Origin of the sequence: Nisaea sp. (genome assembly GCF_039990255.1) — a bacterium.
Classification (GTDB): domain Bacteria; phylum Pseudomonadota; class Alphaproteobacteria; order Thalassobaculales; family Thalassobaculaceae; genus Nisaea.
On sequence record NZ_JBDXGG010000018.1, the window covers coordinates 1505311 to 1531519 of the forward strand.

The window sequence follows — 26209 nt, forward strand, 5'->3', positions numbered from 1 at the left end:
TCTCAGCCAACGCGATAAAATAGGCGGTACCTTGACGTTTTCAGACCTTGGACTTAGCGACGCAGTTGTTTCTGCGGTAACCGATGCTGGTTACACAATACCCACTCCTATCCAGGAGCAGGCAATTCCCCATGTTCTCATGGGAAGAGACATTCTCGGATGCGCACAAACCGGCACCGGAAAAACCGCGTCCTTCACCCTGCCGATGATCGATATTCTGGCGGCTGGACGAGCCAAAGCGCGGATGCCGCGCTCCCTGATCCTCTGCCCCACGCGCGAGCTTGCAGCTCAGGTCGCGGATAATTTCGTCAAGTATGGCAAATACAACCAACTGAATATGGCTCTTCTGATCGGTGGCGTGGCCTTTGCCGAACAGGAAAAGAAGCTTGATCGTGGTGTCGATGTTCTGATCGCGACCCCAGGCCGCCTGCTCGACCATTTCGAGCGCGGCCGGATCCTGATGACCGACGTCAAGGTTCTGGTGATTGATGAAGCCGACCGGATGCTCGATATGGGCTTTATCCCGGACGTCGAGCGTATCGTCGGGCTGCTGCCGCGTATCCGGCAGACCCTCTTCTTCTCTGCTACGCTGTCGAAAGAAATCCGTAAACTGGCGGACGCTTTTCTGATTAATCCGCGCGAGATTACCGTTGCAGCCGCCTCCTCTGCTGCCGAGACGGTTACCCAGTGGCGTGTGAATGTGGGTACGAAAGACAAGCGCGACACGCTCCGTCGCCTGATCGACAGTGAAAAGCCGACCAACGCAATCATCTTCTGCAATCGCAAGCGCGACGTCGGTGTCGTGCATCGTTCGCTGAAAAAGTCCGGCTACAATGCCGTCGAGTTGCATGGCGATATGTCGCAACCAGACCGCATGAAGACGCTTCAGCGCTTCAAGGATGGCGATGCTGACCTTCTTTGCGCCAGCGATGTAGCTGCTCGCGGACTTGACATTGCCGACCTGAGCCACGTGTTCAATTACGACGTGCCGTCTCACGCGGAAGACTACGTGCACCGGATTGGACGAACCGGGCGCGCAGGCAAGGAAGGCCGCGCCTTTACATTCGCCTCTCCTGAAGACGGTAAATACCTCCAGGCCATTATTAAATTGATTGGTAAGGAGATTCCTCTCTTCGAAGAGCAGGCGCGGCCAACCGCTAAAGAACCTGCAGCCGATAAACCTGTTGCCAAAAATCCCGCCGCGGATACGCCAGATACAGCCGAAGTGGCAAGCTCTGACAGCGCCGAGGGCAGTGACGAGAAACGCGGTGGCCGCGATAATAGTAACGGACGAAAAAAGCCTCGATCGCGTGGCGGTCGGGAGCGGGAACGCGCCTACCCTGGAGAACGGACACCGGGCCCAGGAAACGTTACCGAGTTCCCAGCGCAAGAGGCTCGTAGTCGTAAATCCCGTCGTGATCGGGATGACGATTCCGGCAACAATGAAAAAGTCGTCGGCCTCGGCGATCATGTTCCGGCTTTCCTTCTGCGCAAGTAGGAAAGCGGCTCAAACCGACGGCGCCGCTTGATTGTGGCGCCCTTTTTGGAAACCATCGGAAGATTCTCGCTTCCACATACCGGGTTCCCCGATGCAGACGATTTTTGTTCAGGTTAAGTGCGAACTCAGCGAAGCCTATAATGTCGCCGACGCTGCCATCATGGATTTCGAAGAAGTGTCGGAGGTGCATTCCACCTCAGGGCAATATGACCTGATGATGAAATGCTATCTGCCTGACGATACGGATATCGGTCGGTTCGTGACCGAAAAAATCCACAGCATAAAAGGCGTGAAGGACACATTCACGATCATCACCTTCAAAGCATTTGGATAGCGTTGATTAGGCGGATTTAAACGCCTCTTCAGGCGCTTCTGATCCGTCAGCTTCGGCTGAACCGAATATCGCGCCGTCCGTAGCGGCGGCTTCAAACGACACACCATCGAGCCGCGCACCGCTGAAATCGGCGTTGGTACAAATAGCCTTATCGAGATTGGCGCCCGTCAGGGTCGACGGGAAGCGGACCACGCGTCGGTCACCTCGGGTACTGAGAATATTTACGAAACTGAGATCGGCATCGGCCAGATTGGCCGAAGCCAAATCTGAGTTCATAAGAATCACGCCCCGCATATCGGCACCTCTCAGATTGGCCTCCACGAGATTGGTTCCTGTGAAATCGGCCATGGTCAGAAATGATTTTCCAAGATTACACTTCTTGAGATTTGCGCCCGTGAATTTGGCAACGCTCAGATCAGCATACTGAAAATCTATCCCGGATAGATCCGCGCCCGAGAAATCCGCCTGCTCTCCCTCCTTGCCATCGGTTGCCAGCCACTTCATATGGCGCTGGACTTTGACCTTGAGTTCCTCTTTGAGATCACGGATCCCCAGGAAGACTCGGCAATTATCAAGGCGTGCCCCCTTCAAATCGCAGACCGAAACGTCCACGTTCCGCATCAAGGCTCCCTCAAGATCAGCCCCCCGCAGGCTTGCGCCGGTGAGGTTTGTCCCGGCCATCACCGCGTTTTTCATCCGCGCCAATTCCAGGTTCGCACCTTCAAGATCAGCGCCAGAGAAATTCACAGCAACAAGCTCTGCTTCCGAAAGATTGCTGTTGCGGAGGGAGGCTCCTTCGAGATTACTTTCCTCCATGTTTGCACGCGAAAAGTTTGATTTATCGAGCACTGCGTCCGACATATCGACGCTTTGCGTCCGCTGCATGCCGGCGTCCCGGATATCTCCGGGACGCATGTCAGCTTCACGGAAATCCGCCCCCCCCAGACGGGCGCCGGTAAACTTGGTACCGCGAAGATCAGCCCGGAAGAAGTTACACCCGGCGAGGTTTGCCCGACGCATTACCGCGCCGAACATATCCGCACCGGAAAAATCGCCACGGACAAAAGCCGCGCTGGTCAAGTCGGCGCCGGACAGAAGTGCATTGTGTAACTTAGCGTTGGGAGCGCGCAGTCCTTTGAGGCTTGCATTTCTTAAATCCGCACGCTTGCATCCGGGCACGCCGTCGAGGAATCCTCGGTGGAGCACTATAACTTCTTTAAGTGTGGCTTCGTCCATCGAGAATATTTTCCGCCGCCGCCCAGTAACAAATACATCAACGGTTATAGAGCGGCTCTTTGTTGATATTTTCAAGAACTAAAAGTTACAATAGTACTTGAATTTACATTGAATTGTATTGATTTCATGAGGATTTTAGCAGTGAAATGGTTAATGCATTGCTAACCGCTGCTTGAGTTGGATCGATAACTGAAAGGCCAAGGTCATCTTCCAACGATGGCCGGTAACGTGCCATTCCCGCACAGCCCAAGACAATCGCCTGGGCTCCGTCGACATCCCTCAACTGTCTGCATGTTTCCAAGAGGCGCCCATAGGTCACACTTTCATTTGAAAGCTCTACCACTCCCAATCCAAGAGCACGCTCTCCGGCAAGCCGCGACTCGAACCCGAGAGTGCGGATATAGCGAAGATGCCTAGGGATGGATTTATCCAGGATCGCGACCACACCAAAGCGCTCCACCATACTCATGGCACTCAGCACCCCCGATTCAGCGATGCCATAGACCGGCTGCTCCGTCGCCTCCCGGCAGGCATGAATGCCTGGGTCGGAGTAACAGGCGATTACGAAAGCCGAGGCACTGTTCGCACGCCGGGCGACGACATCTCTTGTCTGGACGGCGGCAAGATCGACATCTGCCTGACTCTCGATCCCCGGCGGACCGTCCGCGTTGGTCAGGCATTCGATTTCCGGCCCGCCCGGCAGGCGCAACGGGTCGAGCGCTGCACTCATCGCCTCGGTTACGGCTTCGGTGCTGTTCGGATTGATGACGACGATTGGTTTCGTCACATGCTTTCCCCTTATCCCAGTCCCTTGGTTACCAGCTCGCTGACATCCGGCGACAAGCCGGGTTGCCTCACGATTCTCTCAAGACATTCCCGCATCATCCGCTGACGCGTTTCGTCGTACTTCTTCCAGCGCGTCAGTGGGGCCACAAGCCGAGCCGCAATTTGTGGATTAAGACCGTCAAGCTTGATGATCTGATCGGCGAGGAAACTGTAGCCGGCGCCGTCCAGCGCATGGAACCGTACCGGATTTCCTGAAGCGAAAGCGCCTATGAGCGCTCTAACCCGGTTTGGCGTCCCAAGATCGAACTTCGGATGTTCCAACAGTGCCTCAACCTCGGACAAAGTGGCAGGCAAGCTGCTGGTGGCCCTGAGAGTGAACCATTTGTCGAGCACCAGCGGTGTGTCTTCCCAACGGTCATGAAAAGCGGCGAGAGCCGCCGTCCGTTCCGGACAATCCGTGCCATTCAGCGCCTGCAGGGCCGCCATTGACTCCGTCATGGTCACAGCATTCGATGCCTGACGGGCAGCAAGTGCACGCGCATCCGCCTCTCCGCCAGCAACCAGATAGCCCACGGCGAGCGCCTTGAGAGCGCGTGAGCCCATCGCATCCGTCGACATATCATCCGGCGCATAGGCCCCGGCCAGACGCTCATAGAGTGCCTTGAAAACTTCGGCGTGCTTCAGGCCAATTTCCTTCCACGCTGCACGACGCACCCGGTAAATGGCCTCTGGGTCGGCCGGCCGCATGGATTCAGCGAGCACGGACTCACCAGGCAGTGTCAGAAGTTCAGCGGCAAAGGCCGACTCTATCGACGGGTCTCGCAGAATATCTGCAACAGCGTCGTGGAAGGCCGCCTCAAGAACGGTTTCCCGCCCATCTACAGCCGCATCGAGCAGCATTCGGGTGAGATAGCTTTGTCCGGCGTCCCAACGCGCAAAGGGATCGCTGTCATGCTGGAAGAGAAAGCGTTCCCCATCCCCGCCGAGGTTGCTCCGCAACTTCACCGGAGCGGAGAATCCACGTAACAAAGAGGGAACCGGTGTTGTTTCGACATTCTCGAATACGAACTCCTGTTCCTGCTCGGTAACGGGAAGAACCCGGCTTACCGGCACCTCTTCCACACTTTCCCCGCGCAGCTGTAACGGCATCTCTACGCCCGCGCTATCGAGCAGCGCCATCGAGAGCGGGACCAGCATCGGTTTCTTGTCTGGCTGCCCCGGCGTCGGCGGTACTGTTTGGCGGACCTTTAGCGTCGCAGTTTTCGTCGCCATGTCATGGCTCAGTGAGACCTCAAGCTCCGGCGTTCCCGACTGGCTGTACCAGAGCCTGAATTGGCCAAGATCGACACCGCTTGCATCTTCCATCGCGACGACGAAATCCTCGCAGCGGACCGCCTGACCGTCATGCCGTTTGAAATAAAGATCCATCCCCTGCCTAAACGCCTTGGCGCCGAGCAGGTTGTAGATCATGCGGATGACCTCGGCGCCCTTTTCGTAAATCGTCACGGTGTAGAAATTGTTGATCTCGGTATAACTTTCCGGACGGATCGGATGGGCGGTCGGTCCGGAATCCTCGGGGAATTGCGCTGCACGCAGCAAGCGGGCGTCAGCAACCCGCTTGACCCCGCGCGAATGCGTGTCGGAAGTGAACTCCTGGTCCCGGAATACCGTCAGGCCTTCCTTCAGGCTGAGTTGGAACCAGTCCCGGCATGTCACGCGGTTGCCGGTCCAGTTATGGAAGTATTCGTGGGCAACGATCCCCTCCAGCCGCTCGTAATCGGCATCTGTCGCCGTTTCCGGATCGGCCAGCACGAACTTGCTGTTGAAGATATTGAGCCCCTTGTTCTCCATCGCACCCATGTTGAAATGGCTGACGGCGACGATCATGAAGAGGTCGAGGTCGTATTCCAGACCGAACACCTCCTCGTCCCAGCGCATGGAGCGTTTCAGGCTGTCCATGGTGTGGGCACAAAGATGCTCGTTGCCGTGCTCGACATAGACACGGAGCGCCACGTCCCGGCCAGAGGCCGTTTGGTAACTGTCGGAGACGCAGGCGAGATCACCGGCAACCGCTGCAAACAGGTAGGACGGCTTCGGGAACGGATCGTTCCAGACCGCGAAATGTCGCCCCTCAAGTGCTTCACCGGTCTCAATCAGGTTTCCGTTGGATAACAACACCGGAAACCGCTCGAAGTCTGCTTCGAGCCGCGTCGTATAGACCGCCATCACGTCGGGCCGGTCTGGGAAGTAGGTAATGCGCCTGAAGCCTTCGGCCTCGCATTGGGTGCAATACATGCCTTCAGACATGTAAAGCCCCTCAAGCGCCGTATTTTTCTCCGGCACAATCGCTGTCACCACCTCAAGCGAGAATGCATCAGGCACTCCTCGCAACGTCAGACGATCGCCTGAAATCTCGTAACGGTCTTCTCCAACCGCACCCCCGTTGAGACTCAGGGAAACCAGCCGGAGATCCTGACCGTCCAGCTCCAGAATGTCGGACGCCGAGCCTCCTTGCGGATCACGCCTCCCCTTCAGCGTAGCAGTGACAATTGTCTCACCGTCACGGAGATCGAAATCGAGGTCGACCGTGTCGATAAGAAAAGTCGGCGGTGAATAGTCCGCCAGATTTTTCACTTTCGCTCGGGGGGCGTTTCCAACGCGTTCCATTTCAGCTCCGCAATTCGGTGTATTGGGGTTAGTCGGGTCAGTTGGCCATCCAGCCGCCATCGACCATCAGGTTCTCGCCTGTAATGTAGGTGGCCTCGTCGCTGGCGAGAAACAGAACCGCATTGGCGACATCTCGGGGTAGGCCAAGCCGTGGCCAGGGCGTGCGTGCATGCGAGTAGGCCAGGATCGCCGGGTCGGAGGCTGGACCGCTCTTTCCGGTCAGGATCTTGCCTGGCGCCACGGCATTGCAAACGATCCCGTCCGCAGCATAATCGCCCGCGATCTGCCGCGTCATATAAACGACGGCAGCCTTTCCCGTCCCGTAAGCGAAATCGTTCGGCGAGCGAACCATGCCGTGCTGCGAAGAGATGTTGACGATGCGGCCGCGCACTCCGTCCCGCTCAGGCTGGGTCAACATTTGCTGAATGGCCCGTTTGCAGCCGAAGAAGACGCCACGAGCATTCACGCCCATGACCCGCTCCCAATCCTCTTCAGTCGTCTCCAGGATCGGCTTGCTGACCCCGATGGCCGCATTGTTCACAATGATGTCGAGCGCGCCGTATTTCTCGACCGCAAAAGAGACAGCCGAATCGACAGAGGTCCAGTTCGCGACATCCATTTCCGTAAAGACGGCCTCTCCGCCCATTGCCTCGATCTCACCCAAAGTCTTCGCGCCGCCCTCTCGCGGCTCATCCGTTTGATCGGCAATTACGATCCGTGCGCCCTCTTCGGCAAATCGGAGCGCGATGGCTTTTCCGATGCCGGAAGCTGCACCAGTAATAAGCGCGGTTCTGTCTTTGAGGCGCATCGATATCTCCGGGGTCTGAGCACGCGCAGCGGGCGGGAGGAAGGATTGCGGCGCGCCTGTGAGACGACTAGGCTTCACTCAACAATAAATGGGGAGGGTGATTTGGCAATAACCACGGCACTGACGGAACTTCTCGGCATCGAGCATCCGGTTCTCTGCGCCCCAATGGCGCGGGTTTCAGGAGGAAAGCTGGCAGCCGCGGTGTCCCAGGCAGGCGGCCTCGGCCTGATTGGCGGGGGATATTGCGATCAGGACTGGATCAATAATGAGTTAACGGCTGCGGGTAATGCCAGAATCGGCATCGGCTTTATTACCTGGCGCCTTGAACAGCTTCCTGGTGCCCTTGACCACGCACTTGAGCGCCAACCGGCTGCCGTGATGCTTTCTTTCGGCGACGAGAGGCCATTTGCAGGCAAGATCAAAGCCGCCGGAGCAACGCTCATCGCCCAAGTGCAGAGTCTGGATCAAGCCAAGCGGGCGGCGGATGCGGGAGCCGATATCGTTATTGCTCAGGGGGGTGAAGCGGGTGGCCATGGCGCCAACCGGGGCACTTTTTCCCTCGTAGCGGAAGTCGTCAATGCCTTGCCTGGGACTCCCATCGTCGCGGCAGGCGGCATCGCTGATGGTCGCGGGCTGGCCGCCGCTTTGATGCTTGGTGCAAGTGGCGTTCTTTTGGGAACTCGCTTTGTTGCAACGGAAGAGTCCTTGGCACCGGAGGCCGCGAAACAAGCCGTAGCCAGTGAAAGTGGCGATGTTACCGTGAAAGGCAGTACGTTCGACAAGGCACGCGGCTTCAATTGGCCTGCTCCATACGCTCTGCGCACGTTCCAGAATAGTTTTGCCGAGCGTTGGGAAGGCAAAGACCTTCCGGAGAGCGCGATTGCGGAATTCGAAAAGGCAGCGACAGTGGCCAACATGGATATTGCGCCGGTCGTTGCCGGGGAAGCTTCCGGCATCATCCGGGATGTGCCGTCCGCATCTGACCTTGTGCCTAGGATTGTGGCGGAGGCCGAACAAAAATTAAGGGGCGCCACAGCATTCTGCAGCACCCCCTAACATATCTTGAAACGAATCCAGACGGATCAGGCCGCCTTGGTTTCCCGCATGTTGGTGTAAGCCACCGCGCAATGCGTGGAGCAGTATGGCCGCCCGGGCGACACTTTTTCACCACAGAATTTGAAGTCCGGAGACTTCGGGTCGCCGATGGGCCAGGAACATTTGTTCCGGTCCCATTCCTGGGCCGCGAGCGGAGATACTTTCCGCTTCTTCGGCTCAACCGGCTTGTCGGAACGGACAATCGGCGACTGCCGCTTCGGCAATCCCATTCGGTGGACTTTTCCCACCACGGCATTCCGAGAAACACCGAGCTCGTTTCCGATCTGTGTGATCGACAATCCATCAGCCCAAAGCTGGGTAAGCTGGCTCAGACGATCCTCGGTCCATGCGCTGACTGCGCTATCAGCCATTGTGCCCTCCAAATGTAAGTTCCACTGTCGGCTGTCCCCCGGTTTAATCCGGTGCGCGCTGCATCTGAGAGACGCAATATGTTGTGCCGACGTAAGGGCAAGCCTACTCCTTCTAGTGGATATTGTACAAGGTGATTCGGAATGATCGAAACGATTCTCACCGATTCAAGGACTTACGGCGAAACGTTCTCACAAGACTCAAACAGGGGCCTGAACCGCGCCCTTACCTGCCCCATTTTCACACGCAAGCGGATGCGGTATGCAGACATGAAGATATGCTTTTTACGTGACAGCTCGGCGGGCGCCTCATGAAAACAGTTCCGAAGCGCGTTCTTGTGACTGGAGGCGCCGGCTTTGTCGGCTCTCACCTTTGCGAGCGCCTTCTTGAGCGCGGCGACGACGTTCTCTGTGTCGATAATTTCTATACAGGTATGCGGCATAATGTGGCCCACCTGCTCGATCATGCGAACTTCGAGCTGATGCGGCACGACATCACCTTCCCGCTCTATGTCGAAGTGGACGAGATCTTTAACCTCGCCTGCCCCGCCTCTCCGATCCACTATCAGCGCGATCCGGTTCAGACGACGAAAACAAGCGTGATCGGCGCCATAAACGTGCTGGGCTTGGCTAAAAGGGTGAAGGCAAAGGTGTTGCAGGCCTCGACATCAGAGGTCTATGGCGACCCTACGGTGCATCCGCAGACCGAGGAATACTGGGGCAACGTAAACACCACCGGCATCCGTGCCTGTTATGACGAGGGCAAGCGCTGCGCCGAGACCCTCTTCTTCGATTATCTGCGCCAGCACAATCTGCGAATAAAAGTGGCCCGGATCTTCAACACCTACGGCCCCCGCATGCATCCAAATGACGGACGCGTGGTTTCCAACTTCGTTCTCTCCGCCCTACGAGGAGAGGATCTGACACTCTATGGCGATGGCAGCCAGACGCGGTCGTTTTGTTATGTCGACGATCTGGTCGATGGCCTGATGAAGCTGATGGACAGCGAAGACAGCGTGACCGGTCCGATCAACCTCGGTAATCCGACGGAAATGACAGTGAAGGAGTTGGCAGAGACAGTTACGGCACTCGTGGGCGGGAAGAACGGAATCACCTACCACCCGCTACCTCAGGACGACCCTATGCAACGCCAGCCGAACATCGCCAAGGCCAAGGCACTGCTCGGATGGGAACCAAAGCTCGATCTCCGCACCGGCCTCGGCAAGACAATCGACTATTTCCGCGCATTTGTATGAGCGTTAGAGCTCGACAACGCAGTCGCTCGGGCGGATCGAACTCTTCCGGTGCGTGACGACAAGCACCGTCACCTCATCCACCAAGAGCCGCACATATTCCATGATTTCGCGCTCAGTCGCTTCATCAAGCGCCGAACTCGCTTCGTCGAGAATAAGGAAATCAGGACTGGAATAGAGCGCCCGCGCAATCGCAACCCGTTGCTGCTCACCCCCTGAGAGTTTCAACCCACGTTCCCCGACGATTGTGTCGAAACCGTCCGGCATGGCCTCGATACGCTCGAGGATCGAGGCTCTCCGCGCAGCTTGCCTCAAGCGATCCTGATCCTGCTCTCGCCCCAGGGTAATATTCACACCCAACGTGTCGTTCAGCAGCAGGATCTCTTGCGGCACCACCCCGACAGACTGTAGCCATGAAGGCTTGTCAATTTTCAACGCATCCACTCCATCGAGGAACACGGCGCCGCTGCTTGGTTCCAATGATTTCAGGGCGAGTTTCAGGAGAGTGGACTTTCCAGCCCCCGTTTTCCCGGTAATGAACGTGACCCGGCCTCTTCTAGCGGTAAAACTGACATTTTCTACGCCGCTCCCCTCCCCGTAGTTGAAAGAGACATTCCGGAATTCTAGATCACCGGCCTCGGGTGTGAAGAATAACAAGCCAACCTGCGCGCTTTCCTCAGGTGCATCCCAAATATCTTTAAAAACAGATAGCTTGGCGAATGCTTTGCTCAAATCATCGATAGCACCGCCTATCATCTGAAACGGGATGTTAAGCTGGAGCAACAAGGTATTGAACAGAACTATATCCCCGATGGAGATTGCACCGTCCTGATAGCGGGGGATCAGCATCGTCAAGGTCAGAGCCATCTGGATCGCCAGCGCCGCCCCAAAGAAAACGGTAAAGACCAACTTATTTAGACAAAAAACCCTCCAACTCCCGTAAGCGCTTCGCGCGCCCTCCGTGAACCTCTCCGTTATCCAAGATGTACTACTGAAATATTGCAATGTTTCCATTGAGTTCAGAGCGTTACCTACGAGTTTGGCGTTTTCCTGCTGCGTCTTTATAGCGTCATCCAGGTAAGACCGGGAACGTTGGGCACCGACATAAGTCAGCCCGACAAAAACAACGCCATAAACAAGGACGGCCGCGACGACACCCAGATTGATCGCATAACCGAGGACCGACAGCGTCATCAGAATCCGGACAATACCGGGGGCAAAAACAATCAGGCCGAGCTGCATCAGAGAGGCAAGGGCCTGCCTACCCTGCGCCTGGGCAGATTGTATCTCAGTAGGATTGCGCTCGATGAAGAAATCCCCGCGCTTCCGCGTCAGCTTTTTGAAAAAACTGATCGAGGCTATGAAGCTCAGGCTCTCCGAACACATGGTGGATAAATAGATGATTGATTGCTGCAAAGCATGGGCTAGGCCCATGAACAATGCATAGGCAATGAAACCGTACAGGAGGCTTTCATATGAAGCCGAGGAAGCCGCTTCGTCCACAAGCCGTGAGAAACAGGTATGGCGCATATACCGAACTCAGGGAGGAGATGATCACAATCGCAATGATCAGCAGGATTGTCAGATACGAAAATTTCCAAAAATCATGCAAAATCTTTTTTACTGGGTTAAATACCCCCATACTCAAAAGCACCTTAATCAAGAAAAAGTGAACGGCTAAAATACGCACACTAATTGCAAATGATAATCATTATCTTAGTAAGGTGCAAATGATGGGCAACGCTATGGTCTATTGAGCATGGCGAAGCAGATGGACAGCGAAGACAGCGTGACCGGTCCTATCAACATCGGCAATCCAACGGAAATGACCGTGAAGGAGTTGGCAGAGACAGTTACGGGACTCGCGGGCGGGAAGAATGGGATATCCCACCACCCACTTCCACAGGACGATCCAATGCAACGCCAGCCGAACATCGCAAAAGCCAGAGAGCTTATGGGGTGGGAGCCGAAAGTCGGGCTACGGGACGGCCTTGAGAAGACGATCGCCTATTTCCGAGCCTTTGTCTGAAGAGACAGCCATTCTCAGCCTAATGCGATGCTTTTCCCGGCAGATCCGAGTTCCTCAAACGCTTGCCCAAGACGCGCAATAATGCCCTCTTCGCCGGACCGCAGCCATTTCCTGGGGTCATAGAGCTTTTTGTAAGGCTCGCCGCTCACGGGGTCGATCTGATGCCTGGAGTGAGTTCATTCCGGTCACATTGACAGTCGGCAGTGCATAACCACCGGCCTTGCAGGCAGAAACCAGCGCCTTGTAGTCCTTCCCCCAGACGAGACCTGGCCCCCAGACGAGACCTGGCTCCAATTTCGTCATTCTCTGTTCCCCATTCACGCTCGCTGATTAAACCGTCGGCCAACCAGGGCAGCCGCGATATTCACTTTCTGGATATCGATGGACCCGCCAGCGATCCCCCAGCCCCACCCGTCACGCAACCGTTGCTCCATGCCGTAGGATTTGGAATAGCCGTAAGCTCCCATGACCTGCAGGGCGGACCCGGCAACATCGCGGACGATCTCGTTGGCGAAACATTTGGCGAGGCTGGAATCCAGTACGGACGGGAGGCCGTCCTCGGCATTCTTGGCGGCGCGGTAGATCAGCAGGCGCGATGCTTCGACCCGCATGGCCATCTCGGCGAGCTTCATCTGCACTGCCTGGAACTCCACCAGTTCCTTGCCGAAGGCCTTGCGCTCTTGGGTATAGGCAAGCGCGGTCTCGAAGGCGGCCGAGGCGATGCCGAGGCACATGGTGGCATTACCGCAGCGCTCCAGGTCGAACGCTTCCATCAGCTGGCGGAAACCACCTGCCGGAACGATGACGTTCTCTTTCGGGATTTCTACAGTGTCGAAGAAGATGTCAGCGCTTGGAATGCCCCGGAAGCCCATCAGGCGTTCCCGTTCGCCGAAGCTGACGCCGTTCATGTCCTTTTCGACATAGACTGCACCGATTCCCTTGGCGCCCGGTGCATCGGACATTTTGCAATAGACCACATAGTCCTCTGCATGGCCGCCACCGGAGCACCAGCGCTTTTGCCCGTTCAGGATCAACTTGCCGTTCACTTCGCGAACCCGGGTTTTCAGATCCGTCAGTGCCGATCCTGCATCAGGCTCAGACATGGCGACCGCAACAGTCAGCTCGCCGGCGCAGACCTTGGGCAGAACCTGTTTTGCAAGCTCCGACGAAGCGAAATGCTCGACCGCGCGGCAAGGGCCAACCGAGGACTCGAAGATCGGAAAGGCGATTGCAGGTGATACCTTGGCAAATTCCTCAAGGACGATCAGCGCTTCCAGATTGCCGAGGCCGAGCCCGCCATATTCTTCCGCCACATTGATCCCGAGGAAGCCCATCTCCGCGTAGCGCTTTATATGCTCTCGGGACGGCGCCTCGTCCTTTTCCTCAAGTTCGCGGGCAACTTCTGTCATTTCCTGCGTCGCGAAGCTGCGCGCGGCCTCCTGCAATTCGCGCTGCGCGCTGGTCAGCTGGAAATCCATGAACGTTCCTCCGGGTCATTTTTTTCATTTCGTTTGAAATGAGTTTAACCCCGATGAAAGCGGACGTAATCCTCCAGCGGCACGCGCTCTGTAATGAGTGTATTCTCGGCTTGCGACCAATCTGCCTTGCCCAGCGCCATACCGGCAACGACCACATCCTCGTCACCGAGCGGAACATGGTTCCGGATGACCTTGTGGAAGGTAGCGAAGGCTGCCTGCGGACAGGTCTCCAAACCATGGCTGCGGGCCAGCACCATGACGTTCTGCATGAACGTGCCGAAATCAAGCCAGCTGCCAATTTCCAGCCCACGATTGATGGTGAAGATCAGTCCGACCGGCGCATCGAAGAAGGTGAAGTTCCTGGCATGCTGCGCCTTGGTCTTCTCAAAATCCCCCTTCTTGATGTCAAGCAATCCGTAAAGTGCCCAGCCGACGGCGCGCCGTCGCCCCTTGAAGGGTTCGAAAAACTCTTTCGGATAATACTGATACTCGCCGCTGTGACCGCCTTCATGGTGCGCTTCCACCAGATCCGCGCAAAGCGCGTCACGGGCGCTCCCGGTCACCACCTCGACCTTCCAGGGCTGCATATTGGTCCCGCTTGGCGCACGGCCAGCGAGATAGAGGATACGGGCTACGGTTTCCTCAGGTACCGGTTCAGGCAGGAAAGCACGAACGGACCGGCGCTGCGACACGGCCTCCTCGACAGGGTTCAGATTTTCGTATCCGGTCTCTATGATCGGTGCGTCTGTCACGGCTCTTCTCGGGAAAATTGATCGACATGGCTGGTGAAACTGCCACCGGGCCCCTTGCGGGACTCAGGGTTCTGGATATGACATCGGTCCTGCTTGGACCCTATGCCACGCAGATCATGGGCGACATGGGCGCCGATGTCATCAAGGTCGAGTCTCTCGATGGAGACGTGACCCGCAACGTGACACCCTTCAAGACACCTGGCATGGGCGCGGTTTTCATGAATGTGAATCGCAACAAAAGGTCGCTCAGTATTGACCTGAAGAACGCCGACGCACGGGATGCATTCCTCAAACTGGTTCCAGAGGCGGATGTACTGGTCTGTTCGATCAGGCCTGGAGCCATGCGCCGCCTCGGCCTCTCATACGAGGACCTGAAGCCGCTCAATCCTGGGCTAATCTATTGTGGCGCTTATGGCTTCAGCGAGAACGGTCCCTATGCAGGTCGACCAGCCTATGACGACATCATCCAGGCTGCCTGTGGCCTAGCCGACCTGCATGAACGGGCGGACGGCGCACCGGCCTACAGTCGCACAGTGCTTGCCGACAAGGTAACCGGCCTGATGTGCCTCTCCGCCATCTCCATGGCGCTGGTGGCCCGGGGCCGGACCGGCAAGGGACAGTTCGTCGAAGTACCGATGTTCGAAAGCCTCGTCGCTTTCATGCATGTCGAACATCTTCAGGGCGCGAGCTTCGAGCCTCCCCTCGGTGCGACCGGTTACGAAAGAGTCCTCGCCCCGCATCGCAAGCCGTATCGCACCAGTGACGGGCACGTTGCTCTGCTGCCCTATACGACGCGGCACTGGATCGCATTTCTCGATGCCATCGGGCGCAGTGACATTACATCCGAGAGCTGGGTGACCGATCCAGCCGACCGCTCCCGTCATATAGGTCGGCTTTACGAGATCGTCGCCGAGGCAACGGCAGGCCGAAGCACGGCGGAATGGTTGGCACTCTTTGCAAAGATCGACGTACCGGCCATGCCGGTCATGGGTACGGAGGCCTTGCTGCAAGACCCACATCTCGACGAGATCGGATTCTGGCCTCTCTTTGAGCATCTGAGTGAGGGAGAGATTCGTTTAGTGGGTCAACCAATTCGCTTCGATTCGACACCGGCATCATATCGCCTCGGCGCCCCGAAGCTTGGGGAACACAGCCTGCAAATCCTCGCCGAAGTGGGTATAGCACAAGGTAAAATTGATGATCTGCTGCAATCCGGCGCAGTAAAGCAGTCCCCCTGACACAGCACATATGATAATTTTGTAACCGGGGAAATTCTGCGATCAAGTTTGTTTAAATGACCTGCCGGCTAAGGTCGAAATTAACTATTTGGCATGCCAATGGATATTTCGAATCTCAGATCGGACGAGGCGCAATGGTTCCTCAAATTTTATCGCTCCCAACTATCAGCAGGCAGCGCTGTTCCCTCTAAGGAAGCCTTGATGCCGGAGGTGCTCATGCCGGTATTGAGTACGATCTTTATCGTCGAAGCGCCGCCGCAGGGTTTTTTCTTCCGTCTTTTCGGCACAAAAATAGCAGACATTATAGGTAGAGAGCATTCCAAGCGCTTCATGCATGAGGTTTTGGAAGAGTCGGACTTCAATCATGTTAACACCATGCTGACACGCTGCCTTGCTGAACCAATCGTCATCGCCACAACGGAGCGCGTTGTCTATTCAAAGCAGGAATGGAGCCAGATAGAAGTCATAAGATGCCCGTTCGCAGACGCTGAAGGTGTTCCACGATATGTCGCCGGAACATTAAGCCGCGTGTCTACAGAGCACTGTACCGGCATCAGCGCAACCACGGACCGACAAACCACCTGGTTCGAGCGGGATGACGCGCCACGCGTGGTTATTCCGCTCGGTGCCATATGACATCGCTTCTACTGCTTTCAAAAATGCAGCAAGAACAGGCCCAAGACCGGCTCCGGCGGCGCACGCCCTTTTAATACACCCCTGCCGCATGCTATCTGAAGGCCATCACCGCTCAATGATCCGGACCAGTCAATGACCGTTTCGCTTCCCGCTTCCGTGGCCGATACGCTTTCCCTCCTTGGCGAGGGACAGTATGTCGCCGATACACCGCTAGCCACTGCATTGCATCTGGCACTGCAACTGAAGCGCCCATTGTTTCTTGAGGGCGAGGCAGGTGTCGGCAAAACGGAGATTGCTAAGGTCCTGTCGGAGACACTGGGGCGGGAGCTGATCCGCTTGCAATGCTATGAGGGACTCGACGTCTCCTCCGCCGTATATGAATGGAATTATTCTCGGCAAATGCTGGAAATCCGTATGGCGGAGGCCGAAGGCGGCACAGACCGGAAAGCTCTGGCAGCCGATCTTTTCTCGAATGAATTCCTGATCAAGCGTCCGATCCTACAGGCGTTGGAGAAAACCGAAGGTGGCGCTCCCATTCTGCTTATCGACGAGTTGGACCGGACCGACGAGCCATTCGAGGCTTTTTTGCTGGAAGTGCTGTCCGACTATCAGGTCACAATTCCGGAGATCGGCCCATTCAAAGCCGAAGAGCCACCGATCGTGATCATCACCTCGAACAGGACCCGAGAAATCCACGACGCTCTGAAGCGTCGCTGTTTCTATTACTGGGTCGACTATCCGGACGCTGAGCGCGAGCTGGAAATCCTGCGCAAGAAGGCGCCGGGTGCACCAGAAGCCCTGAGCCAACAGGTCGTCGCTTTCGTGAATGAACTGCGCAAGATGGACTTGTTCAAGCAACCGGGCGTGGCCGAGACTATCGACTGGACCCACGCTTTGGTGCAGCTCGATTATTTGGCGCTCGATCCGGCGGCCATCGACAACACCCTCGGCGTGCTTCTGAAATATCAGGACGACATCCAGAAGATCCAGGGCAGCGAAGCCAACCGTATCCTGACTCAGGTCAGGAGCGAGTTGGCTATGGCCGGTTAGAACGGCCATGGCGCCGCTCGACGACATTTTACCGCCAGGCGAACTCCCTGCTCTTCCGGAAACGCCCGAAGGCAGCAGCGGAAAGCTGGTCATTAATATCCTGTTCTTTGCCCGCGTCCTCCGCGCAGCGGGCCTACCGGTCGGCCCCGGAAAGGTGCTCGACGCTATAGAGGCAGTGCGCACGGTCGGCATCACCGATCGAACAGTTTTCTACTGGGCTCTGCATGCCGTGTTCGTAAACCGTCGGGACCAGCGCGAGATCTTCGACCAAGCCTTCCACATCTTCTGGCGCAACCCTCGCATTCTCGAGAAGATGATGCAGATGGTGCTGCCGGAAATGAAACTCGCCAGTGACGGTAATGACGACGAGGCTGAGGAAATCAGCCGCCGTGTCGCGGATGCGCTGAGCCAGCAGCAGGAAGCGGGTACAGAGAGCAGTGCGCCTGAAGAGGACAGAGAACAGGAAATCCAGCTCGACGCTGTGATGACCTATTCCGAGCAGGAACTGCTGCAGAGTATGGATTTCGAGAAGATGAGCGCGGAGGAAATTCGCGCTGCCCACCGGGCCATCGAGAAAATGAGCCTGCCCCTAGCGGACATTCCGACCCGCCGTTTCTCACCCAGCCGGTATGGCAATAAGGTCGATCTGCGCGCCACTCTGCGCCAGTCCCTGCGGTCTGGCGGGGATATTATTCCACTGCAGCTCAAGAAACGCCGGACCAGGCCGCCCCCTCTGGTCGTGCTATGCGACATCTCCGGTTCCATGACACGCTATTCGCGCATGCTGCTGCATTTCATGCATGCTGTGACCAACGACCGGGACCGGGTGCATACTTTCCTGTTCGGCACCCGCCTGACCAATGTCACCCGCTATCTTCGGCACAAGGACGTAGACGAGGCTCTGGACAAGATCAGCGGCGCGGTGGAGGATTGGTCCGGCGGTACCCGGATCGGGCATAGCCTTCAGGACTTCAACCGTGACTGGTCCCGCCGGGTTTTGACCCAGGGAGCGGTCGTTCTTCTGATTACCGACGGTCTCGACCGGGAAGCCGGCAAGGGCCTTGGTGCTGAAATGGAACGACTGCATAAGTCCTGCCGCAGGCTGATCTGGCTGAACCCGCTGTTGCGGTACGATGGCTTCGCACCCAAATCAATGGGTGTGAGGGCTTTGTTGCCGCATGTGGACGAGTTCCGGCCGGTCCATTCGCTCGACAGCCTTGAAGATCTCGCGGAGCTGTTGGGAAAACCTGCCGGAATTAGACGGAGCGGCATGACAGGCTGGCTCGGTAAACTGGCTGAGATCGAAGCGGCGGAGGTGGCATAGGGAGCCCCTCTCCTGCATTTGGGTCCGGAATTGCGGACCCTTTGACGAGAAGGAGACCGGCAATGGACAGATACGATCCTGCGCAGCAGGACGATATTCTTGGACGGATCGCAGAGTGGCGGCGCGACGGGCGCCGTATCGCGGTGGCAACGGTTATCAAGACCTGGGGCAGCTCTCCGCGCCCGGTGGGCAGCCAACTCGCCATAGACGACAGTGGGGCCATGATCGGCTCGGTTTCTGGTGGCTGTATTGAGGGCGCCGTGGTGCGCGAGGCCATGCAGTCCATCCAGGACGGCCTGCCCCGGACGCTGGACTTCGGCGTCAGCGATGAGCAGGCCTGGGATATTGGGCTCGCCTGTGGCGGCGAGGTGAAAGTTTACGTGGAACGGATCGAAGGACAATAAGATGCAAGCCGAGCTGTTCGACGCCCTGATGGCATACCGGGAGCAAAAGCTGCCGGTGGCAATGGTCACGCGTCTGGAAGATGGTGCACAAGCACTGGTCACGCCATCCGGCACGGAAGGCGTGCTCAACCTTTCGAACGCACAGATCGACGAAGCACGCACCCGCGTACGGGACGACCGCAGCGGGATCAGTTCGGACGGCAGTCATTTCACCCATGTCCATAATCCGCCATTGCGCATGGTCATTGTCGGCGCGGTCCATATAAGTCAGTTGCTGGCCCCCATGGCCACGCTCTCCGGCTATACAGTAACGATCATCGATCCGCGTGCCTCCTTTGCGACTGAGGACCGTTTCCCCGGCATAGAGCTGAATGACGATTGGCCTGATGAAGCCATGGAAACGCTCAAGCCGGATAGCCGCACAGCGATTATCACCCTGACCCACGATCCAAAACTCGACGACCCAGCCCTTCATGTGGCGCTGAAAAGCGATGCCTTCTACATCGCATGCCTCGGCAGCAAACGGACCCACGCACGCCGTCTAGAGAGGCTGCGCGAGGAAGGCTTCACCGACGCCGACTTCCGCCGTCTCAACGGCCCTGCGGGCTTGCCCATCGGCGCTGTCTCCCCGGCAGAGATTGCCATATCTGTGATGGCGGAGATGACCGCTATCAAACATGGAGCCGAGCCGCTCAAAGCCGCGGCCTGAGACGCATATGTATTTCGGCGAACAGCCGGTCGCAGAGGCCGAAGGCTCAATCCTGGCCCATAGCCGCAGGCTGGATGGCCGGGTTCTCAAAAAAGGCCGGGTTCTCAACAATGAAGACCTTACCGCGCTGAAGGCGGCCGGGATCGAACGGATAGTCTGCGCCCGTCTCGAAGAGAATGACATTCCGGAGGACAAAGCGGCGGATCTACTCGCCGGCGCCTGTTGCGGCCCACAGGTCCGTGTCGGCCCGGCATTTACCGGACGTGCGAACCTGTTCGCGGAAGCAGACGGCATTGTCCTGTACGACCCAGAGCGGCTTGATGGCTTCAATCTGGTTGACGAGACCATCACCCTCGGACTGGTATCGCCCTACCAAGCTGTAACGCGAGGCCAGATGATCGGCACACTGAAGATCATCCCCTTTGCCGTGCCCGAAAGCCCCGTTCGTATTGCAGAGGCTTTGGCGAACCAAGATACGCCACTTCTGCGAGTTGCCCCGTTCCAGCCGCGCAACACAATCATGATTCAGTCCCGGCTACCGGGTACCAAGGAAAGCGTTCTCGATAGTACGCTGCGCGTCACATCAGACCGGCTGGACACTCTCGGCTCCGCACTGGTCTCCGAAGCCCGCTGTGAGCACAATCACGACTCACTCATGAATGCGCTGCGCCGCGCTGTCGCGGCTGACCCAAAGCTCATTCTGGTCTCCGGCGCCTCCGCCGTTGTCGACCGGCGCGATGTCATACCGAGCGCTATTGAAAGTGTTGGTGGCGAAATCCTGCATTTCGGCATGCCGGTCGATCCCGGGAACCTGATGCTGATCGGGAGCATCGGCAACATTCCGGTCATCGGCATGCCGGGCTGCGCGCGTTCCCCGAAACTGAACGGTTTCGACTGGGCCTTGCAGCGGCTCTGCGCCGGTATCGATATTCAACCCCGGGACATTATGCGCATGGGTGCGGGCGGCCTGTTGAAGGACGTTCCTCATCGCCCGCTACCGCGGGCCAGCGCCAGGCGCACGGACAATGCCCCCGCTGCTCGGGAACCGGAGGCGCGCCGTGCGGACATTGTTGCCATTCTGCTGGCGGCCGGACAATCGTCGCGCATGGGCGCAACCAACAAGTTGCTCGGCACGCTGGATGGCAAGCCACTGGTTCGCTGGGTAGCGGAAGCGGTCCTTGCATCCACGGCAGGCCGCCTCATCGTCGTAACCGGCCATGAGGCGACAAAGGTTAGCGCTGCCCTCTCAGGTCTGGACGCGGAATTCGTCCACAACCCTCAATACGCCCTTGGGATGAGCACCAGCGTCAAGGCGGGTTTTTCCGCCCTGCCTGATGGCACGGATGCAGCGCTCGTCTGCCTCGGCGATATGCCGACCATGACGGCGCAAATGCTGGATGCCTTGATCGCGGCCTATGATCCGGTCGAAGGGCGCGCCATCGTGGTGCCGGTGCACGGAGGCAAACGCGGGAATCCCATCTTGTGGGATCATCGATTCTTCGAGGAAATGCAGGAGCTGGAAGGCGACAAGGGTGCACGCGGGCTACTTGCCGAGTTCGCTCATTTAGTTGCTGAAGTGGATGCGCCTGATAATGCGATCCATCTCGATATCGACACCCCGGAAATGCTGGCCGATGCCGGCGGTACGCTTGAGAAGGCGGAGTAAGATGAGCGACGCGCTCTATCAGGCGGAAATCCTCCGGCTGGCCAAGGAAGGTCGTGGCAATCAAAGACTTGAGGATGCCGACGGCTCTGCCCGTGTCGACAATCCCCTTTGCGGCGACCGGGTGACCGTTGATCTGAAAATGAGCGACGGGACGATCTCCACGGTCGGACACCGGGTCCAAGGATGCGCACTCTGCGAGGCGTCCGCTGCTCTGATCAAACTGAACGCCCCTGGCCGAAGCCTGAGCGAGCTGGAAAAGATTCGCCAACAGTTCCTGGATTATCTCGCAGGGACCCGCGAAGACAGCCCCGAGTGGTCGGAGCTTGAGAGGTTTGCGCCTGTGAGGGATTTCAAATCGCGGCACGACTGCGTGCGCCTGCCATTCGATGCCACGGTTAATGCTCTGAAAGACGCTCTGGAGAAAAATCCGGCGTTCTAGGTGAGAATATCGATGGTTTCTTCGAGTAGCTCATCGCCGGTCCGCAGCACCGCGACATTCGCTTCGAGCTGACGCTGGGCCTGGATCTGGTTCACCGTCTCATCCGCGATTGAAACGTTCGCCACAGAGGAGAGGCCCTCCGCATTCGCATCTGGCGCACTCGGGTCATAAATCGGAAAAGACGCCGGATCGACCAACGATGTTTGCGTCCGTACACCAGCGGCGCCGGTAGTGGTTGACTGGATCTCCGTCGGACGGAAAATCGTCTCGCCATTGGCATTGGTTTCGGGGATCGGCTGGCCCGGGCGCAAAACCTCATCCGCCGGCGCAGCGACGCTAGAGATGTTGGCGAGATTGTTTGCCGCATTACGGGTCTGGTTACCCGCCGCAAGAATGCCGCTCATCGCTGTATTCAATGCACCTGAAATGCTCATGCGCCTACCAATAACCTGATCGGTTTAAAAAATAGTTTCCAGCGGCCGCTTTTACAAGAAAAACCCGTCTTCGCCCGCCGCGTGCGCCATCTGCCGTAACGTGTTATGTGAGTAAATTCATTCGGATGAACAAAAGGATCGCGCACTGGTATGGACAAACGCCTCTTCCGTACTGGCTGGCACTCTGGCCTTCTGCTTGCGTTGCTAGTGCCGTTTCTCATCACGGCCACGCCGGTCCGAGCCCAGACCATCCAGTGGTACATAGAGGTCCTGACGGACCCTATCACCAAGGCTCCCATTCTTGAGGCACGTATTTTGTCCCGCCGCGGTTACCGCTTTCACTTCATGAAGCGGGATGATAACTCGCTCTGGGCAGAGTTCCGCATGCCGCGGCATATCGAGAAAGCAATAAGCCGAAAGCGCCTTCCCACATACTGGATCGACGGAAATGATCCGGTCAATCTTGAGTCCCTGAAAGAGCTGGAAGTCGGCTTCAAGCCCACGCTTTACGAGATCAGTGAGAAAGGCGTTCAATTCATTCTCTGGGGCGCATTGAAGCGGGGACAGGTTCCTCCACCATTGCGTAATTTCATGCTCGGCGAAACGCTCAACGTTCGCTACTGGACCTCAACCGACGAAATGGAACAGGCAGAAATCCCTTTGAAACGCGCGAACGAGGCCATCGCCCAAATGCTCAACATCGCGCCGCTCAAGAAAGCGCCTGAGGTTGCTCAACAACGCCGCAGCGAGACTTTCGAAACAGTCGCCCGCCACTATCTAGATTTCTGCGAAGAACTCCGGTTCGTTGGTAGCGATACGGATTATGGAGCTTGCCGCAGCCGTTTCGTCAGCTGTAGCGAGAGCCCGGATCAGTCTGAACAGAGCTTTAAAGAATGCCTGAATAAAGAGCGATAAGAGTCTGATTATATTGATACATCAAGCGTTGTCCGCCCACTTGATGGCGTGAAATCAAACGGTGACTGGCCTGACGGGCCAAGGTCTCCGAACCCCGTACCCCGATCATCATCACCTTTTTCCGTAAGGCTCTCGAAACCACTTCGACCGGCGATCGAAAACGGTGAAGCGCCACTCAAAGCTGCTTCGCTCCCGCGGAGCCTCTGAGCGCCTTCAGAGATACCATCTCCTTGAGGCTGCAAGAACCCGTTGGCCACCCCAGACACCTGTTCAGCTGGCGAATCAGCCGCTCCAGGAGAGCCCTGTCCCGCTTCTGCACCTGGATCTTCTCCGCCTTCGGTCAGGGCTTGCAACTCCTCGGCACTCTGCTGGGCCAGTTCGGCTCTAGCCTGCTGAATACCCTTGCTGGCCTGCGCCGCAACAGCCTGATCTGCAGCAGAAGGTTCCGCCGGGGCCAGTGCGGCCCGGCGTACTTGCTCCAGCTTGCGGATCGTTGCTTCCGGATCTCCGGCAACCGGACCCGTCTCGATCGGCACTTCTCCACCGACTGCATAGCGACGCCCATCAGGCCCGGATTGATAGGTGTAGGAGATCGCTCCCGCATATTGGCCACCGACTGCCTTATGCGCCTGCTCATGGCGGCGCACCTCGGCGTCGCGCTGCTTCAGCTCGTCAACCACTTCCTGTTCTTCTTCGGTCAGCCCGTCGGGACCTTCCTCATCTTCCGAGCTTGCAGCTTCCGCCGGTCCGCCGTCAGGATCGGAAGCAACACTTGGTGCCCCATCAACCGCAGTGCCCCGCTGCTCGGAGCTTCCATTTTCTTCCTGGACAGCAGCGATACCACGCGGCGCCAACAAGCTGTTCAAGCCCGAGAGAAAGATCGGTTCCTCGTCCTGGCCGCCATTATCAAACGGCGTCAGTACGGATGCATCTGTCAGCCCCGCTGCCGTCGGCGCAGCTGTCCTGTCGATCGTGTTTTGCGAATTGTCTTCATCGGTCTGTTGGGAAAATCCCGCAGCGGATATCGTGCTGTTTATCCGTATGATGAGACTAGTATCGACACCAGAGACCATTCTTATCCCTTGCTGCCGGAAATTCTGTCCGGGCCAATTCGAAACTTCAAATTAAGTCTTTAGCCCGTTTCAGTCAACTAGGGCGGCATCACAGGCAGGTGCTCTTCCGCACAAATTGAGAATTGTAACCCGCAGGATTTGCACTATTGATGCTCAGCTTCCGGACTAAATTGGTATCGTCCTCCCCAGCATCGAAATCAGAGCAGGTAATCCGTGACAGCCCAACGTAAGGCTCCCCCAATTCTTGTGCTCATTATCGCGACAGCGACCGGGCCACTTGCTCTGAATCTTTTTGTCCCCTCAATGCCTGGCCTCGTGCCGATTTTCGGGACCGATTATCATACCGTTCAATACACACTGACGCTGTATCTCGCAGGTATCGCCATTGGCCAACTTCTATACGGTCCTATTTCGGACCGGATCGGGCGCCGGCCGACTCTGCTGGCTGGGCTGGCGATATATACACTCGCCAGTCTCCTTTGTGCCTTTGCGGGCTCCATCGAGTGGCTGATTACCGGCCGCATTTTCCAGGCCCTTGGCGGATGTGCCGGGATGGTTCTTGGGCGTGCCATTGTGCGGGATGTTTATGAGCGCGAGGAAGCGGCCCCGGTGATCGCGTTCATCACCATGGCCATGGCCGTTGCCCCCATGATCGGCCCCGCCATCGGGGGCTTTCTGGACAGCGCATTTGGCTGGTACGCAGGTTTCTATGTCGTCGCCGCGATGGGTGGCGCAGCTCTCGCTTATGCCATACCGACCCTGCATGAAACGCACCATGCTCGCGCCGAGCGGATCGATGTTCGCAGTATTGCCCGGAGCTACGGCGCCCTGCTGACATCACGCGCCTATCTCGGCTATACGCTGAATACATCTTTCTCGATCGGCTGCTTCTTCGCCTTCCTCTCGTCCGCTCCCTACGTGACAATCGAGATCCTAAAGATCCCGCCGCATGTCTACGGATTCTTCTTCATTATCGTTTCCCTGGCCTACATTTCCGGCAATTTTGTCGCTACCCGGATATCGCGGCGGCTCGGCATTGATCGCATGATCCTGCTTGGCTGTTGCTTCTCCATGGGAGGCGCACTGGTTCTGACTGCGTTGGCGACCCTCGAGTTTCTGTCGGCATTAGCGATCTTCCTTCCCTTCGCCCTAGTCGCGTTTGGAAATGGCATGAGCCAACCCAACGCAATCGCGGGGGCCGTCAGCGTCAATCCACTGATCGCTGGCGCGGCGTCCGGTCTCATGGGCTTCATGCAGATGGTGTTCGGCGGTGTTGCGACCGTTACCGTCGGCTACTTCCAGAACGATACGGACTTCATCGCGCTCGCGGTGACCGTCATGATCGGCGCATGCTGCGCTCTGGCGTGCCTCTTCCTGTTCAAGAATCAGGCGCCCGAGCCGCTGGAACAGAAAACTCCGGCCGAATGAGCGAAAAGCAGGACATGGATCCGGAAGCAATAGCCCTGATCGACCGGGCGTCCGCACTCTTCTCAAAGGCTCCCGAAAACGCCGATGCACCGTTCCGCTATCCCGTGCTGTCGACGGTCGCACGGGACGGGAGTCCTAACGGGCGTACGCTCGTGCTCAGGACTGCAAACCCGGCAACATGGCAAGCGACATTGCATACTGACAGCCGGGCCGAGAAAGTTGCAGAACTCGCCGCAAACGATGCGGCGATGCTGGTGTTCTATGACCAACAGGCCAGCATGCAGCTTCGGCTCAAAGGGACAATTAGCCAAAAACTAGACAAGGCGGCACTGAAAGCTATCTGGGAGAAGCTTCCAGCAAGTACCCGGCCAAACTATCGGGCAAGCCTGTCAACAGGTTCTGCAATCAGCGCTGCTGGTGACGGCATCGCCCCGTCCGGCGCTCTGTCAGGTTTCGAGAATTTCAGCGTGCTTACCTTTACAACCGAAACAGTCGATATCCTGCAACTCGCACGGAGCGGCAACCGCCGATACCGTCTCGACGTTTTGAGCGGGACCGGTACCTGGCTGATACCATAAGCGTCGACGGA

At 57.4% G+C, this 26209-nt stretch carries 26 protein-coding genes and 1 pseudogene; 16 read left to right on the forward strand and 11 right to left on the reverse strand.

Annotated features, from left to right (window positions below; translation table 11 throughout):
* The first annotated feature begins 31 nt into the window (after nt 1-31).
* Together ABJ076_RS17455 and ABJ076_RS17460 are read left to right on the forward strand one after the other, a co-directional pair.
* The gene (locus ABJ076_RS17455; protein ID WP_348185739.1) at nt 32-1498 is read left to right on the forward strand and encodes a DEAD/DEAH box helicase; all 1467 of its coding nucleotides are present in this window, start codon (nt 32-34) and stop codon (nt 1496-1498) included.
* 91 nt (nt 1499-1589) lie between these two features.
* A complete protein-coding gene (locus tag ABJ076_RS17460) occupies nt 1590-1832 on the forward strand; it encodes an Lrp/AsnC ligand binding domain-containing protein (RefSeq protein WP_028464819.1) in 243 nt (80 codons plus the stop codon).
* A gap of 6 nt (nt 1833-1838) precedes the next feature.
* Here the strand turns inward: ABJ076_RS17460 and ABJ076_RS17465 are convergent, their stop codons facing one another.
* From ABJ076_RS17465 to ABJ076_RS17480, 4 genes are all read right to left on the reverse strand, one after another.
* The gene (locus ABJ076_RS17465) at nt 1839-3068 is read right to left on the reverse strand and encodes a pentapeptide repeat-containing protein (RefSeq protein ID WP_348185743.1); all 1230 of its coding nucleotides are present in this window, start codon (nt 3066-3068) and stop codon (nt 1839-1841) included.
* A 124-nt stretch (nt 3069-3192) separates the two neighbouring features.
* Entirely contained in the window at nt 3193-3855 is a 663-nt protein-coding gene (locus tag ABJ076_RS17470) for an aspartate/glutamate racemase family protein (protein WP_348185746.1), read from the reverse strand.
* Nucleotides 3856-3866: 11 nt separating this feature from the next.
* Nucleotides 3867-6521, reverse strand: a complete 2655-nt coding sequence (gene pepN / locus ABJ076_RS17475) for an aminopeptidase N (RefSeq protein WP_348185748.1) — start codon at nt 6519-6521, stop codon at nt 3867-3869.
* A 37-nt stretch (nt 6522-6558) separates the two neighbouring features.
* Nucleotides 6559-7329 (reverse strand): SDR family oxidoreductase, encoded by a 771-nt coding sequence (locus tag ABJ076_RS17480; RefSeq protein WP_348185751.1) that lies wholly within the window; start codon nt 7327-7329, stop codon nt 6559-6561.
* 102 nt (nt 7330-7431) lie between these two features.
* On the opposite strand from ABJ076_RS17480, the gene ABJ076_RS17485 reads away from it, so the two are divergent.
* A complete protein-coding gene (locus ABJ076_RS17485; protein WP_348185754.1) occupies nt 7432-8385 on the forward strand; it encodes a nitronate monooxygenase in 954 nt (317 codons plus the stop codon).
* A gap of 26 nt (nt 8386-8411) precedes the next feature.
* On the opposite strand, the gene ABJ076_RS17490 is transcribed toward ABJ076_RS17485, so the two are convergent.
* Entirely contained in the window at nt 8412-8795 is a 384-nt protein-coding gene (locus ABJ076_RS17490) for a GcrA family cell cycle regulator (RefSeq protein ID WP_348185756.1), read from the reverse strand.
* Between the two features lie 308 nt (nt 8796-9103).
* On the opposite strand from ABJ076_RS17490, the gene ABJ076_RS17495 reads away from it, so the two are divergent.
* Complete coding sequence (locus tag ABJ076_RS17495; protein WP_348185758.1) at nt 9104-10048, forward strand: UDP-glucuronic acid decarboxylase family protein; 945 nt, start codon at nt 9104-9106, stop codon at nt 10046-10048.
* A 3-nt stretch (nt 10049-10051) separates the two neighbouring features.
* Here ABJ076_RS17495 and ABJ076_RS17500 read toward each other — a convergent pair whose 3' ends face one another.
* Nucleotides 10052-11575: an ABC transporter ATP-binding protein gene (locus ABJ076_RS17500; protein ID WP_348185760.1), complete on the reverse strand. Its 1524-nt coding sequence runs from the start codon at nt 11573-11575 to the stop codon at nt 10052-10054.
* A 229-nt stretch (nt 11576-11804) separates the two neighbouring features.
* Between ABJ076_RS17500 and ABJ076_RS17505 the strand changes: the two genes are divergently transcribed.
* Nucleotides 11805-12074, forward strand: a complete 270-nt coding sequence (locus ABJ076_RS17505) for a hypothetical protein (RefSeq protein ID WP_348185763.1) — start codon at nt 11805-11807, stop codon at nt 12072-12074.
* A 14-nt stretch (nt 12075-12088) separates the two neighbouring features.
* On the opposite strand, the pseudogene ABJ076_RS17510 reads toward ABJ076_RS17505, so the two are convergent.
* The 3 genes and pseudogenes from ABJ076_RS17510 to ABJ076_RS17520 all read right to left on the reverse strand — a co-directional run.
* Nucleotides 12089-12241 (reverse strand): annotated as a pseudogene (locus ABJ076_RS17510) (class II fructose-bisphosphate aldolase); the annotation flags it as partial.
* A gap of 150 nt (nt 12242-12391) precedes the next feature.
* Nucleotides 12392-13552, reverse strand: coding sequence for an acyl-CoA dehydrogenase family protein (locus tag ABJ076_RS17515; protein WP_348185766.1), 1161 nt, complete (start codon nt 13550-13552; stop codon nt 12392-12394).
* A gap of 44 nt (nt 13553-13596) precedes the next feature.
* Nucleotides 13597-14304, reverse strand: a complete 708-nt coding sequence (locus ABJ076_RS17520; RefSeq protein WP_348185769.1) for a nitroreductase — start codon at nt 14302-14304, stop codon at nt 13597-13599.
* A gap of 26 nt (nt 14305-14330) precedes the next feature.
* Here ABJ076_RS17520 and ABJ076_RS17525 point away from each other — a divergent pair, with 26 nt between their 5' ends.
* From ABJ076_RS17525 to ABJ076_RS17560, 8 genes are all read left to right on the forward strand, one after another.
* Complete coding sequence (locus ABJ076_RS17525) at nt 14331-15542, forward strand: CoA transferase (RefSeq protein WP_348185771.1); 1212 nt, start codon at nt 14331-14333, stop codon at nt 15540-15542.
* 99 nt (nt 15543-15641) lie between these two features.
* A complete protein-coding gene (locus tag ABJ076_RS17530) occupies nt 15642-16178 on the forward strand; it encodes a PAS domain-containing protein (RefSeq protein WP_348185774.1) in 537 nt (178 codons plus the stop codon).
* A 132-nt stretch (nt 16179-16310) separates the two neighbouring features.
* Entirely contained in the window at nt 16311-17228 is a 918-nt protein-coding gene (locus tag ABJ076_RS17535; RefSeq protein WP_348185777.1) for a MoxR family ATPase, read from the forward strand.
* A gap of 7 nt (nt 17229-17235) precedes the next feature.
* A complete protein-coding gene (locus ABJ076_RS17540) occupies nt 17236-18552 on the forward strand; it encodes a VWA domain-containing protein (RefSeq protein ID WP_348185779.1) in 1317 nt (438 codons plus the stop codon).
* Between the two features lie 62 nt (nt 18553-18614).
* Nucleotides 18615-18956: an XdhC family protein gene (locus ABJ076_RS17545; protein ID WP_348185781.1), complete on the forward strand. Its 342-nt coding sequence runs from the start codon at nt 18615-18617 to the stop codon at nt 18954-18956.
* 1 nt (nt 18957) lies between these two features.
* Complete coding sequence (locus tag ABJ076_RS17550; protein ID WP_348185784.1) at nt 18958-19665, forward strand: XdhC family protein; 708 nt, start codon at nt 18958-18960, stop codon at nt 19663-19665.
* Between the two features lie 7 nt (nt 19666-19672).
* Nucleotides 19673-21331, forward strand: a complete 1659-nt coding sequence (locus ABJ076_RS17555) for a molybdopterin-binding/glycosyltransferase family 2 protein (RefSeq protein WP_348185786.1) — start codon at nt 19673-19675, stop codon at nt 21329-21331.
* Between the two features lies 1 nt (nt 21332).
* On the forward strand, nt 21333-21770 hold the full coding sequence (locus ABJ076_RS17560; RefSeq protein ID WP_348185789.1) for an iron-sulfur cluster assembly scaffold protein: 438 nt from the start codon (nt 21333-21335) through the stop codon (nt 21768-21770).
* On the opposite strand, the gene ABJ076_RS17565 is transcribed toward ABJ076_RS17560, so the two are convergent.
* The gene (locus ABJ076_RS17565; protein ID WP_348185792.1) at nt 21767-22204 is read right to left on the reverse strand and encodes a flagellar basal body rod C-terminal domain-containing protein; all 438 of its coding nucleotides are present in this window, start codon (nt 22202-22204) and stop codon (nt 21767-21769) included. The two genes, ABJ076_RS17560 and ABJ076_RS17565, sit on opposite strands and share 4 nt — an antisense overlap.
* A gap of 150 nt (nt 22205-22354) precedes the next feature.
* On the opposite strand from ABJ076_RS17565, the gene ABJ076_RS17570 reads away from it, so the two are divergent.
* The gene (locus ABJ076_RS17570) at nt 22355-23119 is read left to right on the forward strand and encodes a hypothetical protein (protein ID WP_348185795.1); all 765 of its coding nucleotides are present in this window, start codon (nt 22355-22357) and stop codon (nt 23117-23119) included.
* An 8-nt stretch (nt 23120-23127) separates the two neighbouring features.
* On the opposite strand, the gene ABJ076_RS17575 is transcribed toward ABJ076_RS17570, so the two are convergent.
* The gene (locus tag ABJ076_RS17575) at nt 23128-24192 is read right to left on the reverse strand and encodes a putative metalloprotease CJM1_0395 family protein (RefSeq protein ID WP_348185797.1); all 1065 of its coding nucleotides are present in this window, start codon (nt 24190-24192) and stop codon (nt 23128-23130) included.
* 213 nt (nt 24193-24405) lie between these two features.
* On the opposite strand from ABJ076_RS17575, the gene ABJ076_RS17580 reads away from it, so the two are divergent.
* Both ABJ076_RS17580 and ABJ076_RS17585 read left to right on the forward strand, forming a co-directional pair.
* Nucleotides 24406-25620, forward strand: coding sequence for a multidrug effflux MFS transporter (locus ABJ076_RS17580; RefSeq protein WP_348185800.1), 1215 nt, complete (start codon nt 24406-24408; stop codon nt 25618-25620).
* The gene (locus ABJ076_RS17585; RefSeq protein WP_348185802.1) at nt 25617-26198 is read left to right on the forward strand and encodes a pyridoxamine 5'-phosphate oxidase family protein; all 582 of its coding nucleotides are present in this window, start codon (nt 25617-25619) and stop codon (nt 26196-26198) included. Before ABJ076_RS17580 ends, ABJ076_RS17585 begins: the two co-directional genes overlap by 4 nt.
* Nucleotides 26199-26209: the final 11 nt, after the last annotated feature.

Bases quoted from the DNA above. Each gene is read 5' to 3' on its own strand.
- ABJ076_RS17460 (WP_028464819.1), top strand. From the start codon at position 1,590: ATGCAGACGATTTTTGTTCAGGTTAAGTGCGAACTCAGCGAAGCCTAT.
- ABJ076_RS17465 (WP_348185743.1), bottom strand. From the start codon at position 3,068: ATGGACGAAGCCACACTTAAAGAAGTTATAGTGCTCCACCGAGGATTC.
- pepN (WP_348185748.1), bottom strand. From the start codon at position 6,521: ATGGAACGCGTTGGAAACGCCCCCCGAGCGAAAGTGAAAAATCTGGCG.
- ABJ076_RS17480 (WP_348185751.1), bottom strand. From the start codon at position 7,329: ATGCGCCTCAAAGACAGAACCGCGCTTATTACTGGTGCAGCTTCCGGC.
- ABJ076_RS17490 (WP_348185756.1), bottom strand. From the start codon at position 8,795: ATGGCTGATAGCGCAGTCAGCGCATGGACCGAGGATCGTCTGAGCCAG.
- ABJ076_RS17495 (WP_348185758.1), top strand. From the start codon at position 9,104: ATGAAAACAGTTCCGAAGCGCGTTCTTGTGACTGGAGGCGCCGGCTTT.
- ABJ076_RS17500 (WP_348185760.1), bottom strand. From the start codon at position 11,575: ATGCGCCATACCTGTTTCTCACGGCTTGTGGACGAAGCGGCTTCCTCG.
- ABJ076_RS17505 (WP_348185763.1), top strand. From the start codon at position 11,805: ATGGCGAAGCAGATGGACAGCGAAGACAGCGTGACCGGTCCTATCAAC.
- ABJ076_RS17515 (WP_348185766.1), bottom strand. From the start codon at position 13,552: ATGGATTTCCAGCTGACCAGCGCGCAGCGCGAATTGCAGGAGGCCGCG.
- ABJ076_RS17525 (WP_348185771.1), top strand. From the start codon at position 14,331: ATGGCTGGTGAAACTGCCACCGGGCCCCTTGCGGGACTCAGGGTTCTG.
- ABJ076_RS17530 (WP_348185774.1), top strand. From the start codon at position 15,642: ATGGATATTTCGAATCTCAGATCGGACGAGGCGCAATGGTTCCTCAAA.
- ABJ076_RS17535 (WP_348185777.1), top strand. From the start codon at position 16,311: ATGACCGTTTCGCTTCCCGCTTCCGTGGCCGATACGCTTTCCCTCCTT.
- ABJ076_RS17540 (WP_348185779.1), top strand. From the start codon at position 17,236: ATGGCGCCGCTCGACGACATTTTACCGCCAGGCGAACTCCCTGCTCTT.
- ABJ076_RS17545 (WP_348185781.1), top strand. From the start codon at position 18,615: ATGGACAGATACGATCCTGCGCAGCAGGACGATATTCTTGGACGGATC.
- ABJ076_RS17550 (WP_348185784.1), top strand. From the start codon at position 18,958: ATGCAAGCCGAGCTGTTCGACGCCCTGATGGCATACCGGGAGCAAAAG.
- ABJ076_RS17555 (WP_348185786.1), top strand. From the start codon at position 19,673: ATGTATTTCGGCGAACAGCCGGTCGCAGAGGCCGAAGGCTCAATCCTG.
- ABJ076_RS17560 (WP_348185789.1), top strand. From the start codon at position 21,333: ATGAGCGACGCGCTCTATCAGGCGGAAATCCTCCGGCTGGCCAAGGAA.
- ABJ076_RS17565 (WP_348185792.1), bottom strand. From the start codon at position 22,204: ATGAGCATTTCAGGTGCATTGAATACAGCGATGAGCGGCATTCTTGCG.
- ABJ076_RS17570 (WP_348185795.1), top strand. From the start codon at position 22,355: ATGGACAAACGCCTCTTCCGTACTGGCTGGCACTCTGGCCTTCTGCTT.
- ABJ076_RS17575 (WP_348185797.1), bottom strand. From the start codon at position 24,192: ATGGTCTCTGGTGTCGATACTAGTCTCATCATACGGATAAACAGCACG.
- ABJ076_RS17585 (WP_348185802.1), top strand. From the start codon at position 25,617: ATGAGCGAAAAGCAGGACATGGATCCGGAAGCAATAGCCCTGATCGAC.